The 12007-nt window shown below is 44.1% G+C and carries 12 protein-coding genes; 6 read left to right on the top strand and 6 right to left on the bottom strand.

Features of this window, described 5'->3' with window-relative positions:
- Positions 1-7 precede the first annotated feature (7 nt).
- The 3 genes from hslO to MHN32_RS16130 all read left to right on the top strand — a co-directional run bounded on the left by hslO (position 8) and on the right by MHN32_RS16130 (position 3010).
- Positions 8-853 carry an Hsp33 family molecular chaperone HslO gene (gene hslO, locus MHN32_RS16120; RefSeq protein WP_010604366.1) on the top strand — a complete coding sequence of 282 codons (846 nt, stop codon included), beginning with the start codon at positions 8-10 and terminating at the stop codon, positions 851-853.
- A gap of 263 nt (positions 854-1116) precedes the next feature.
- Positions 1117-2655, top strand: a complete 1539-nt coding sequence (locus tag MHN32_RS16125; protein WP_010378491.1) for a phosphoenolpyruvate carboxykinase — start codon at positions 1117-1119, stop codon at positions 2653-2655.
- Positions 2656-2815: 160 nt separating this feature from the next.
- Positions 2816-3010, top strand: a complete 195-nt coding sequence (locus tag MHN32_RS16130; protein WP_010604365.1) for a hypothetical protein — start codon at positions 2816-2818, stop codon at positions 3008-3010.
- A 44-nt stretch (positions 3011-3054) separates the two neighbouring features.
- Here MHN32_RS16130 and MHN32_RS16135 read toward each other — a convergent pair whose 3' ends face one another.
- Genes MHN32_RS16135 through ompR form a run of 3 tightly spaced genes read right to left on the bottom strand, consistent with a single transcriptional unit; the run spans position 3055 to position 5843 of the window.
- On the bottom strand, positions 3055-3780 hold the full coding sequence (locus MHN32_RS16135) for a hypothetical protein (protein ID WP_233525187.1): 726 nt from the start codon (positions 3778-3780) through the stop codon (positions 3055-3057).
- A 24-nt stretch (positions 3781-3804) separates the two neighbouring features.
- A complete protein-coding gene (gene envZ, locus MHN32_RS16140; protein WP_235368855.1) occupies positions 3805-5118 on the bottom strand; it encodes a two-component system sensor histidine kinase EnvZ in 1314 nt (437 codons plus the stop codon).
- Positions 5119-5123: 5 nt separating this feature from the next.
- Positions 5124-5843: a two-component system response regulator OmpR gene (ompR, locus tag MHN32_RS16145; RefSeq protein ID WP_010378483.1), complete on the bottom strand. Its 720-nt coding sequence runs from the start codon at positions 5841-5843 to the stop codon at positions 5124-5126.
- A 214-nt stretch (positions 5844-6057) separates the two neighbouring features.
- Between ompR and greB the strand changes: the two genes are divergently transcribed.
- Positions 6058-6543 carry a transcription elongation factor GreB gene (greB, locus tag MHN32_RS16150; protein WP_010378480.1) on the top strand — a complete coding sequence of 162 codons (486 nt, stop codon included), beginning with the start codon at positions 6058-6060 and terminating at the stop codon, positions 6541-6543.
- A gap of 83 nt (positions 6544-6626) precedes the next feature.
- Complete coding sequence (locus MHN32_RS16155) at positions 6627-8939, top strand: Tex family protein (protein WP_239422328.1); 2313 nt, start codon at positions 6627-6629, stop codon at positions 8937-8939.
- A 283-nt stretch (positions 8940-9222) separates the two neighbouring features.
- Here MHN32_RS16155 and MHN32_RS16160 read toward each other — a convergent pair whose 3' ends face one another.
- The 3 genes from MHN32_RS16160 to bioH all read right to left on the bottom strand — a co-directional run bounded on the left by MHN32_RS16160 (position 9223) and on the right by bioH (position 11251).
- Positions 9223-10107 carry a putative metalloprotease CJM1_0395 family protein gene (locus tag MHN32_RS16160; RefSeq protein WP_010604361.1) on the bottom strand — a complete coding sequence of 295 codons (885 nt, stop codon included), beginning with the start codon at positions 10105-10107 and terminating at the stop codon, positions 9223-9225.
- Positions 10107-10415, bottom strand: a complete 309-nt coding sequence (locus tag MHN32_RS16165) for a hypothetical protein (RefSeq protein WP_010378475.1) — start codon at positions 10413-10415, stop codon at positions 10107-10109. Before MHN32_RS16165 ends, MHN32_RS16160 begins: the two co-directional genes overlap by 1 nt.
- Before the next feature lie 104 nt (positions 10416-10519).
- The gene (gene bioH, locus MHN32_RS16170; protein WP_045988268.1) at positions 10520-11251 is read right to left on the bottom strand and encodes a pimeloyl-ACP methyl ester esterase BioH; all 732 of its coding nucleotides are present in this window, start codon (positions 11249-11251) and stop codon (positions 10520-10522) included.
- 57 nt (positions 11252-11308) lie between these two features.
- On the opposite strand from bioH, the gene MHN32_RS16175 reads away from it, so the two are divergent.
- Entirely contained in the window at positions 11309-11980 is a 672-nt protein-coding gene (locus MHN32_RS16175; RefSeq protein WP_235368853.1) for a phosphoribosyltransferase family protein, read from the top strand.
- The last annotated feature ends 27 nt before the right edge of the window (positions 11981-12007 follow it).

A 12007-nucleotide genomic window follows, 5' to 3' on the forward strand; every position in this document is an offset into this window, starting at 1 on the left:
TTCATTGATGCAGACTGATTTACTTCATCGTTATATTTTTGACAAGCTAGACGTACGTGGTGAGCTTGTACAAATAGAACAGACTTTTACTGACATCATTAGCGGTCACAACTACCCAGAGCCTGTGCAACACCTATTAGGCGAGTTATTGGTTGCAACCAGTTTACTGACCGCTACGTTAAAATTTGAAGGTGACATTGCGGTTCAGCTCCAAGGTGATGGTCCAGTAAAATATGCGGTGATCAATGGTAATCACAAACAACAGATGCGTGGCGTGGCAAGGCTGCAATCTGAGGTTTTGGGATCATCTATACCTGAGCTCATGGGCAAAGGGTATATGGTTATCACCATTACACCGACAAAAGGCGAACGCTATCAAGGCATAGTTCCCCTTTCTAAAGAATCACTTGCCGAATGTTTAGAAGAATACTTCGAGCAATCTGAGCAATTGAAAACCCGTTTATGGTTCGCAACAAGCCTAGTCGGCGATAAAGTGAAAGCGGCAGGTCTATTTTTACAAGTACTGCCCGTCAATAAAGAAAAGTCTGTTGCCGATTTCCAACATCTTGAAGCACTAAGCGACACGATTAAAGATGAAGAGCTACTAGATTTAGACGCCAATACCGTACTAACTAGACTGTATCACGAAGACAATCCTCAACTTTTTGAACCGCAAGCTATCTCGTTTGTATGTGGATGTAGCCGAGAAAAAACCGAGAATGCGCTGGCCAATGTCGGACTAGAAGCCTTGATGGAAGACTTGCAAAAACACGGCGAGGTCAATATTAGCTGTCATTACTGCTTGAAAAACTACGTTTTTAACGAGCAAGATATTAAATCGTTATTTAATTAAGTTGCGCTTTAGCCCTTAATTACAAAATGAAACCGCCATTTTTGGCGGTTTTTTTATGGCTATTGGGTGATACCGGTGTCATAAAACATACAAAAGTTATGACACCGGTATCATTGAAATTATTCAAGTTTTTTGACGTTTTTATGTAATTTTAAGCACTCTAAAGGCTCGAATATCTCAATTTCATCTGTTACTATAAATTTAGCTAAGGGCAAGAGTACCCCAGAGCTATCCCGTTCAACTCTCACTTTTTAGGTATAAACATGACTTCAAGCGCTACTCGTTTTGTCGATTTAACCGCAGCTGAACTTGTCGAACACGCTATCCGTCGTGGCGAGGGCACTTTAGCCGCAAATGGAGCTTTTGTTGCAAAAACTGGTCGTCGTACTGGACGTTCACCAAACGACCGTTTCATCGTAAAAGAATCAAGCACAGAAAATGACATCCAATGGGGTAACGTAAACCGCCCATTCGAAGGTGCTAAGTTTGATGCTTTATGGGCTCGCGTAGAAGCGCACGTTCTTGAAAATGACCACTTCGTCTCTCACTTAGAAGTCGGTGCGGATCCAGAGCACTATTTACCAGTCGTTGTAACGACTGAAACTGCTTGGCACCACATTTTCGCTAAAAACATGTTTATCGAACCTAACTCTTATAACAAAACTGATTTACCTGAATGGCAGGTGATGAACGTTCCTTCTTTTGTTTGTGATCCTGAGCGTGATGGTACAAACAGCGATGGTACCGTTATCATCAACTTTGCACAGCGCAAAGTGCTTATCGCAGGTATGCATTACGCCGGTGAAATGAAGAAGTCGATGTTCTCTGTACAGAACTTCTTACTACCAGCAAAAGGTGTGCTACCTATGCACTGTAGTGCAAACGTTGGCGAAGCTGGTGACACAACGTTATTCTTTGGTCTATCAGGAACAGGTAAAACTACGCTTTCTGCGGATCCTAAGCGTTTTCTTATCGGTGATGATGAGCACGGTTGGGCACCTGGTAGCGTATTCAACATTGAAGGCGGTTGTTATGCGAAATGTATCGACCTGTCACAAAAGAACGAGCCTGTTATTTGGGATGCAATCCGTTTTGGTACTATTTTAGAAAACGTCGTGCTAGATGAAACGCGTACTCCTGATTATACCGATTCAAGCTTAACGCAAAATACGCGTGCAGCTTACCCTCTTGAGCATGTTGAAAAGCGTAAAGTTGAAAACCGCGCGGGCGAGCCTCGTGCAGTTGTATTCTTAACTTGTGACGTGAGCGGCGTATTACCTCCAGTTTCAATCCTAAGCGAAGAAGCTGCGGCTTATCACTTCCTTAGTGGCTACACAGCGAAAGTAGGCTCAACTGAGATTGGTTCAACTTCTGATATCGAATCAACTTTCTCAACTTGTTTTGGTGCTCCTTTCTTCCCGCGTCCAGCAGGCGTGTACGCTGAGCTACTAATGAAACGCGTGCGTGAGTTTGGCGCTAAAGTTTACCTAGTAAACACAGGTTGGACTGGTGGTCCTTATGGCATTGGTAAGCGTTTTGACATTCCAACAACTCGCGCCGTGATTGATGCAATCGTAAACGATACATTAGAGGGCGTTGAGACACAGCACATTGAGGCACTAAATTTAGATGTACCAGTGGCAGTGGAAGGTGTTGATAGCAAGCTACTTAATCCGGTAAATACATGGCAAGATCAGGCTAAGTATGCGGAATATGCAGCTAAACTTGCGGCTGACTTCAAAGAAAACTTCGCTAAATACGATGTTTCTGAAGCAATCAAAGCAGCAGGCCCTCGCGGCTAACCTAAGAAAGATTCCTTTATCAAAAGCGCCCCTTGTTTGGGCGTTTTTTTGTGCCTAATTTTTTACACATGAATATCTTTCAACAAACTTATTATTAACATCTAGGTACATACATGCTTATATATTGCTGATTATTTAAACAGCACGTATAAGGAAAACCATGAAATTACAATTAAAAAAGAAACAACTAAAATCGCTGCAAGCGAAAGATCTAAACAATCAGGCGACCAGAAAAATTGCTGCCGCGGGCGCGACTTTTGGCTCTAGAGTTGATTGTGGCAGTTGGCAAATTTGTGATACTCACGTTGCAATTTGTGAGTCAATGGGACTTTGTCGTTCAGTAGATATCTGCTAATAACGCGATAACCAAGTCCTTTAATAGGGCGAAAACTCGCCCTATTACGACGTACTCCAAAGCTTATTTAGCACCAACTTTTTAAAGGTTAATACAAATTGTTTCATTGTGATTGGAATGATAGCCACAAGCGCAATTCCCTTATCAAAGTCAGGATTAACACAACAGTAAAGTGCAATCTCAGTTTTGCTGCTTTCTCTAAAGCGTGTAATTTCAGCCTCGCTGTAATTGGTTTTGCGTCCAACAGCTTTCAAACACCTTAGGCCATTATAAGGGCTTACCAAGCCAACTGGATTGATGGTGTCATAGAGAATTGCTATCGCGCTATTTTGAGACAAGCTATTCGGATAAACTTCGGCGATATTTTTTGCCATGGCCCTGAACATGGCGGGACTGAGCATGGTATCTGCATATAACAGTTTTCTACGTGGGTTACGTATATAACGTTTTAATACCTCGATAAGAGAAAACCTAAAGGTACTGTTTTTCCCTCTAAAGTCAGGCAAAAAAGCAGCTGAAGCGCCAACAATGCAAACATCCTTGTTGCTATCATCAAAGGTCAATAAGCAATAGCCGACAATGTCACCGCCTGATAAAAACAACCGGAGTCTGCGCTTTGTGCTTTCGCCTTTTTCAAAGTACAAAGCAAAGTAATGCTCTACCTCGACATTGGAAAAGCTTGTCGCTATCACTCGCTTCAATTGGTTTAAATACTGTGTATCTAACACTCCCTTTTGATAGCTTAAATCCCTATGCTTTATTGTGCTCAACTTGCTCGCCTACCCTATTGAAAATCATGCTTCCTCAAGCTTTCCCCGATAAGCTGGCAAAGAAACCTCCGCGATCAGACCACCACCATCTCGATTTCGTAGTCTTACTTTACCGCCGTGTGTGGTCACGATACGTTTGATAATGGCAAGCCCTAAACCACTCCCCTCACTCCCTCTAGCCTGATCTCCCTGTTTAAATGGTTCGAATACAGACTCTAACTCTGACTCAGGGATACCTGGTCCTCTGTCCATTACTTTTACGATAACAGCACGGTGCTTGGGGCTGTATTCTGTCGTCACCTCAATATCTTGTTCAGAATAACGGATTGCATTTTCAATCATGTTAGTAAACACCCGCTTTAACGCGACGGCATTCATCATCACCGCAGGTAAGTATTCCTCTGCTTGCAAGTGAATTGGTCGCTGATGCTGCTGCTCTGCATGAACGACTTCTTCAATAACCGTGTTAACGTCATCAGCCGACATTTCTGCACCGTTGTGATGACGGAGATATTCGATGAATTGGTCAATAATCGCATTCATGTCTTCAATATCGTCGATTATTCCCTCGCGCAGATAGTCTTCTTCATCCGACATCATTTCAGTTGCTAGACGAATTCGGGTTAAGGGTGTACGTAAATCGTGTGAAACACCAGCCATTAACAATCGCCTATCACTTTCTAGGTCTGCGATCCCCTTAGACATTTTATTAAACGCCCGAGTCACCTCTATGACTTCCGTGGACCCTTCTTCAACAAGCCGGGTTGAAAAGTCCCCGACCCCTACTCGACTAGCAGCAATTTGTAGTGATTTTAGCGGTTTGTTGAGATGCCTAGCAAAAAGCCACCCTCCTAACACACTTAAAAAACCAATACTGGAGAGGTAAAAAACTAAAAACTCCATTTTTGTTTCACTGAGTCCGCTAAGCGGTACTCTTACCCAATACCCTGGCGCTTGCGGTGCTTCGACCCAATAAACAACCGGATCTCCTTGGCTTATCCTGACTCGCGCAGAACCATTAAGTTGCTCCGACATACTACGAGACAGCAATGTATATTCTTTGGCCTGCCCCAGCCCATTTACATAGGCCTCTCTTTGTGTCATCACCTCAATGCCGGTTATCTCAAAAAATTTGCGAGATAGTGTATTGTCCACTTCAACACCATCTTCCCAATCAATGAAGACCGTTTTAACCTGCTTAGCGAGCATCAGATTCACTTGTTCAAAGGTTGGTTTGAAGACGTATAAGGTAACGGTAATGTAAGACACGACTTGATTTATCAATAGTAACGCGCCGACAAAGAAGACGGTTTGCCCGAATGCACTACGAGGTAACATGCTGGCTACTTCACGCCGTCAGGCACAAATACGTACCCAAGACCCCACACCGTTTGTATATAGCGAGGATTAGAGGCGTCATCTTCAATCATACGACGTAAGCGCGAAACCTGAACGTCAATGCTACGCTCAAGTGCGCTATAATCACGCCCTCTAGCAAGGTTCATTAACTTATCTCGACTAAGCGGCTCGCGAGGGTGACTCACCAGTGCTTTAAGTACCGCAAACTCACCTGAGGTAAGTGAAATTGTCGCTTCTCCATGTTGCATCTCTCGCGTCGCTAAATTAAGGGTAAAGTTACCAAAGCTCACTTCATTTTCTTCTGCCGCAGGCGCACCTGGTACTTCTTTGGCACGACGACGAAGAATGGCTTTTATTCGCGCCAGCAGTTCTCTTGGGTTGAATGGTTTTGGAATGTAATCATCCGCGCCAAGCTCAAGGCCAATAATACGGTCAACTTCGTCACCTTTCGCCGTCAACATAACAATTGGGATCTCATTCTCTTTTTGTCTTAAACGACGACAGATGGAAAGGCCATCTTCTCCAGGAAGCATCAAATCTAACACCATTAAGTGAAAGTTTTCGCGTTCAAGTAGTCTATCCATTTGTTCAGAATTGGCTGCGCTGCGGACGATAAATCCCTGCTCAACGAGATAACGCTCTAAAAGACTGCGTAAACGCATATCGTCATCAACTACGAGCACTTTGGTGGTTTCATTTCCCATTTATATTTCTTCTATTTATTAATTTACTAAAGCTTGCTGATCTGCGACATTTCGTGCACAAATCATCATCCTGTTCATTTAACGCTCATGGCGATAATGGACCATGATATTATTATGCTTAAATATAATTGAATTTGGTGCTTTTCGACACCATACATTGATACTAGATTGTTACCGAACATTACAAGGGTTTAACCCAAAATACCTGAGAAACATGAAAACGAATTTGATCACGCCCGAAGGATACCGCCAACTGCAGCAAGAACATGATCATCTGTGGTTTGAAAAGCGCCCAGAGATCACCAAAATTGTGAATTGGGCAGCGAGTTTAGGCGATCGCTCCGAAAATGCCGACTACACCTTCAATAAACGTTTATTAAGGCAAATAGATAGACGGGTGCGCTTTTTACGAAAGCGTATGCCCGAACTAAAAGTCGTGGAATACAGTCCCGAACAAGAAGGTAAAGTATTTTTTGGCGCTTGGGTAGAAGTAGAAAGCGAAGAAGGCGAGGTTCGTGCATTTCGGATTGTTGGACCTGATGAAATATACGAACGCAATGACTACATCTCCATCGATGCGCCAATGGCAAGGGCCTTACTAAGCAAACAAGTCGATGATGAAATTACGGTCACCACACCGCACGGCCGAAGACTTTGGTATATCAACCAAATCGAATATCGCAGAAACACCGAACAATGATAACATTGAGCTAAATTTTGTTTGCCCAAGATGAGTATTATCTAGGCAACACAGACCGATTAAGAAGAGTATAAGGATTTTGCATGAGCAATATCACACAACGTTTAGCAACTGAGCTTAACGCCAGAGAACAGCAAGTTAATGCTGCTATTAGTTTGCTAGACGAAGGGGCAACCGTTCCATTTATTGCACGTTACCGTAAAGAGGTAACGGGTGGCTTAGATGACACTCAACTGCGTTTGCTTGAGCAAAGGTTAGGTTACTTACGAGAGCTTGATGAACGTCGCGAGTTTATTTTAAAAACCATCGATGAACAGGGTAAACTCACTGCTGAGTTAAGTGCAGAAATACAAGCCGCTGACAGCAAAACCGTACTCGAAGATTTATATCTCCCATACAAACCAAAGCGCAGAACAAAAGGCCAAATCGCAATAGAAGCAGGTTTGGAACCCTTAGCTGACGCTTTATTTGCAGATCCAACGTTAGACCCAGAACAACAAGCGACTCCTTTCATTGATGAGAACAAAGGCGTTGCAGACAGCAAAGCAGCTTTAGATGGCGCTAAATTCATTCTCATGGAGCGTTTTGCAGAAGACGCTAAACTACTTGCTAAACTCCGTGCACACCTTAAAGACAACGCGCAAATCGAAGCAAGAGTCATTGCAGGTAAAGAAGAAGCTGGAAGCAAATACCGTGACTACTTTGAACATAATGAGCTACTAAGTAAAATTCCATCACACCGCGCGCTGGCGATGCTAAGAGCACGTAACGAAGGCTTTTTGCAGTTATCTATCAATCCGGAACCAAGCGCAGAGGACCCTGCTCAATTTTGTGCACAGATCATTGCTGATCATTACCGCCTAGCCGTCTCTGGTAAAGCTGCCAGTGATTGGTTAATGGGTGTGGTCCAGTGGGCATGGAAGATTAAAATCGCCCTGCACTTGGAAAACGAGTTCTTAGGGTCAATGCGTGAAAAGTCAGAGCTAGACGCTATCGAAGTTTTCGCGAAAAACCTAAAAGATCTGCTGATGGCTGCGCCTGCTGGTGCAAAAGTGACAATGGGTATTGATCCGGGATTACGTACTGGGTGTAAAGTCGCCATTGTCGATGCCACAGGTAAACTGATTGCAACCAGTACTATCCACCCTCATGCCCCTCAAAACCAGTGGGATAAGTCGCTGAAGACACTAGAGCAAATGTGCCGCCAATACAAAGTTGAGCTTATTGCTATCGGTAACGGGACTGCGTCTCGCGAAACCGACAAACTGGCCGCAGAACTGCTAAAAAGCGCTACCGAATTAAAGCTCAACAAAATCATGGTGAGTGAAGCTGGCGCATCGGTGTACTCAGCCTCTGAATTTGCCGCAAACGAATTTCCAGATCTTGATGTATCTCTACGTGGTGCAGTTTCTATCGCAAGAAGATTACAAGATCCGTTAGCAGAGCTTGTGAAAATCGAACCTAAATCAATCGGTGTTGGTCAATATCAGCATGATGTTTCTCAAAGCCAGTTAGGACAAACGCTAACTGCTGTGGTCGAAGACTGCGTAAACTCAGTAGGTGTCGATGTGAACACGGCATCGATACCATTATTAACGCGCGTCTCGGGTTTGAATAAAACATTAGCCAGCAATATCGTAAAATACCGCGACGATAATGGCTCTTTCACGGATCGCAAAGCGCTTAAAAAAGTTGAGCGATTAGGACCTAAAGCATTTGAACAAGCAGCTGGTTTCTTACGTATCGCCAATGGCGACGATCCACTGGATGCATCAGCAGTGCATCCTGAAGCTTACCCTGTTGTCAAAGCGATTTGTAAAAAACAAAATCTAGAAGTGAATACCCTTATCGGTAATCGCGAAGTCTTGAATGGCCTTGTGGCAAATGACTATGTAGATGATAAGTTTGGGGTACCAACGGTCACTGATATTATCAAAGAATTAGATAAGCCAGGCCGAGATCCTCGCCCAGAATTTAAAACGGCGCAGTTTAAAGCTGGTGTTGAGACAATCACAGATCTTAAAGTCGGTATGATTTTAGAAGGTGTGGTCTCTAATGTTGCCAATTTTGGGGCTTTTGTGGATGTAGGTGTACATCAAGATGGACTTGTTCACATTTCAGCACTCACGGATAAGTTTATTTCCGATCCGCGTGAAGTCGTTAAAGCGGGAGATATCGTTAAGGTCAAAGTGATTGAGGTTGATGTGCCTCGTAAACGCATTAGCTTTACCATGCGCTTAAACGATGAAATATCTCAAGCTCCAGCGCAAAAACAGAACGCTAAGCCGCACAAAGGAAAACCTGCGCCTAAGTCTTCTAAGCCAAAGTCACGAGATGCAGGTAACGCCGCGATGGGCAATGCGTTTGCTGAAGCCTTCGCAAAGCTGAAGAAGTAATCTCAATAACCTGAACTTGGGATAAGAAGTAAGTTCATCCACTAAACTCACTAAGTTCAAAAGCGTTATATCGCTCTAGCCAGGAGTTATTTCTTAATACAAGGCAAATTTAACGCAATAGTAAGGGATAACAGCTGCTAGAGAACAAGTTGTTATCCCGAGTTCAGGTTCAAAAGTGCAATTAACAAAGAAAAGCGCGGCCTTGGTCGCGCTTTTCGTTTGTCGGGGGTTTTAACTCGTTTTCACTGCAATGACCCGCGGAGGAGAAGGCCAATACCTACGGTTAAATTTGCACTGATAGCGATGCGGGTTGGTTAGGCATCGCTACATGTTGATAAAAGTTTGAGATCCTGAGCGATCTTGCTTGGATTTCAGGGTCAGCTTCAATTGGCATCGCAACAGCGTAAGGATCTGCATCCTGCTTCAGCTTGGCTTGTTCTTCTTCACTCTCTGCCTTTGCCTGTTCACCACTCAAGCGGCGAGTTTGGATGTTTTGCACCCGCTTGCTATCACTTTGCTCTTCACCACTGATAGAAGCTTTTGCCAACTCAGCCTGCGCCGCCGAGAGTTTTTGAGTCGCATCTGCTGCGATGGCTCTGTCAGCGCCAGATGGCTCTGCTGGTGCTAACGCTGCCGCTCTCACCGTTTGCATTTTTTCAATCGTGCCCTGCGGATCACCTTCAAGCGGCGCAACGTCGATCATCACCTCACCGCCAATAGCGTAGTTATTGCCATCAGGACCGCGCTGATATTCATAACTCGGTGATCCGGCATATTGCCCGCCTACTCTGGCATGAGCCTGCTCATGTAATCTTACTTCTCTATCTCGAGATTTTAATTCTTGAACGACCTGCTCATCTTGCTCTGTTTGTTGCTGCTCTTGTTCATTCTTTTCTTTTTCTTGGCCTTCGCCTTTTTCACCTTGCTCTTTGCCTTGAATGGTTTTGCTTTGCTCTGTTTTACCATCAGAACCGTAAACTTTTGCATCGTCTACGTTAGAAGAGCGGCCTTTTTCAGAATCGGAAAGGTTGCGGTTTTCGGTAAATGAGGGATTAGTTGGTGCAGGTTTTGGGATCGCTTCACGCAGCTGGTTATCGCGTACAACCGTTTCGGTGTACACGTTGGCAGTGTTTAAATTCATCGCCGGTGGTGGCGTTACTATGTTCATTACACTTTAATATCAATCAACGTACCTAGCACTTCATCTGCAGTGCGAATAGTTTGCACATTGGCTTTCGCGTTAAACTCTTCAACTTTTAAGGCTACCACTGATTCGGTCAAGCTTGGGGTTTCGCTCACAGGAGCTGTCACAGCTTCACCGGCACTGGCACCTTGCAACTGCCGCCCAGATGCACGTTCAGAATCGCTTTGTTGATCGATGGCAGCGCGGTTAATATCAGCACTTGCTTGGGCAATCCCCTGAGCTGCGCGGTTATAACCGTCGATTCCATTATTTAACACATCACCTATTGGCATATTCGCACCTAGATAAACCTTTTCTTACTGACTAATTATTGCGCAAAATATCAACAAAGAAAAGTAAAAGCGGCAATTTTTTGCCGCTTTATTATTCCAAATATCTAAATAATTGATTTAAGGAGTGATAAAAAGGCTTCTTTATGAGAGATAAAAGGCGCATGAGAGGCTTTTGCAAGCGTATGAGCCTTAAAATTTGGATTGAGTACCTGCATTTTCTCTACAGCCGCTTGTGGCACAAGAGAGTCTAAACGGCCGAATATGCCTATTGTGGGGAGTTGCAGCCGTGAAAATTCATCACGTAAGTCCTGCAATTTCAATATCTCCAGTCCACCAGCTAGTGCTTTCGCCTCCGCTTCCGGCAGTGTGCCTAGTAGCGCTTTGAGTTGTTTTATGTCTTCTCTGGCATGTTCACTGCCCATCGCTTGAATAGCTAAAAACCTTTCTATCGTTTTTGCGCTATTGGTTTGCAGTTGAGTCTCAAAGTTGTTTAGCACCTTAGGGGCTATTCCGGGCCAATCAGCTTGCTCACAAAAAAATGGCGTTGAAGCGACCAAAATAACCTTGCTAACTCTGTCTGGAAAATGAGCAGCTAAATACAATGCAAATAAGCCCCCCAAAGACCAGCCTATCAACACGCTTTGTGGCATCAGCTGCTCAGCAATAAGTAAAGCGTTACGCTCAAGAGAATAATCGCCCTCGGCGCTTGGTGTGCCACCAAATCCAGGAAGATTGACCGCTTTAATTACTGTTGTAGGTGCTAAAGCTTCCTCGCATAACTGCCACACCGCTTTGTTCATCCCCCAACCATGGAGCAGCACAACTTCATTTTGCATTTATCTGTTCTCTATACCAAACTTGACGCCATGATAGCTAACCCGGGATGGAAAGCAATGATCCAACTTAATCGGTTATTACCTAAAAAGTGGTGTCAGCCTTGTGTATGTTGTGAACAACGCACAACAGAAACCTTGCTTTGTCCACACTGCTTACACGCCTGCTTAGACTTTATGGATCAAGAGATTAATCTACTTAATTACCCCAATATTCAACGCATGGTTAGCCTTGAAGACTGCGATGGGTTAACCGTGGCGAGTTGGTACCGTACGCCTATAAACACATGGTTGCAAGGAGTAAAGTTTAACCACAGCAAAGCGTATCAATGTGCCTTAAATCTGCTGGCTCAAACACTATGGCAGCGCTTCGGTGAAGAAAATGGCTTCCCTGTAGACCTTGTTTGTTGTTTGCCACTACACCGAAGACGGTTAATCCGACGAGGTTACAATCAAGTTGAGCAAATTTGGCAAGGGCTACCACTCACCCAGACAATACTGAAAAGAACAAAGCACACCAAGCCGCAATCTGAGCTGACCAAGGCTAAACGAAAACGTAACTTAAACAATGCCTTTGTGCTCAGCCAACCTGTTGAAGGAAAAAATATCGTATTACTTGAGGATGTGATCACAACGGGCGCGACCATGAATGCAGCGGCAAAAGTGTGTAAACAAAACGGGGCAAAAATGGTGTGGGCGATGGCTATCAGCCTCACACCATTCGACGCTTAAAAGCGTATTATTTGCTTGATATCACGA

It is taken from the genome of Pseudoalteromonas sp. Of11M-6 (assembly GCF_022347905.1).
Taxonomy (GTDB): domain Bacteria; phylum Pseudomonadota; class Gammaproteobacteria; order Enterobacterales; family Alteromonadaceae; genus Pseudoalteromonas.

Bases quoted from the DNA above. Each gene is read 5' to 3' on its own strand.
- hslO (WP_010604366.1), top strand. From the start codon at position 8: ATGCAGACTGATTTACTTCATCGTTATATTTTTGACAAGCTAGACGTA.
- MHN32_RS16125 (WP_010378491.1), top strand. From the start codon at position 1,117: ATGACTTCAAGCGCTACTCGTTTTGTCGATTTAACCGCAGCTGAACTT.
- MHN32_RS16130 (WP_010604365.1), top strand. From the start codon at position 2,816: ATGAAATTACAATTAAAAAAGAAACAACTAAAATCGCTGCAAGCGAAA.
- envZ (WP_235368855.1), bottom strand. From the start codon at position 5,118: ATGTTACCTCGTAGTGCATTCGGGCAAACCGTCTTCTTTGTCGGCGCG.
- ompR (WP_010378483.1), bottom strand. From the start codon at position 5,843: ATGGGAAATGAAACCACCAAAGTGCTCGTAGTTGATGACGATATGCGT.
- greB (WP_010378480.1), top strand. From the start codon at position 6,058: ATGAAAACGAATTTGATCACGCCCGAAGGATACCGCCAACTGCAGCAA.
- MHN32_RS16155 (WP_239422328.1), top strand. From the start codon at position 6,627: ATGAGCAATATCACACAACGTTTAGCAACTGAGCTTAACGCCAGAGAA.
- MHN32_RS16160 (WP_010604361.1), bottom strand. From the start codon at position 10,107: ATGAACATAGTAACGCCACCACCGGCGATGAATTTAAACACTGCCAAC.
- MHN32_RS16165 (WP_010378475.1), bottom strand. From the start codon at position 10,415: ATGCCAATAGGTGATGTGTTAAATAATGGAATCGACGGTTATAACCGC.
- bioH (WP_045988268.1), bottom strand. From the start codon at position 11,251: ATGCAAAATGAAGTTGTGCTGCTCCATGGTTGGGGGATGAACAAAGCG.
- MHN32_RS16175 (WP_235368853.1), top strand. From the start codon at position 11,309: ATGATCCAACTTAATCGGTTATTACCTAAAAAGTGGTGTCAGCCTTGT.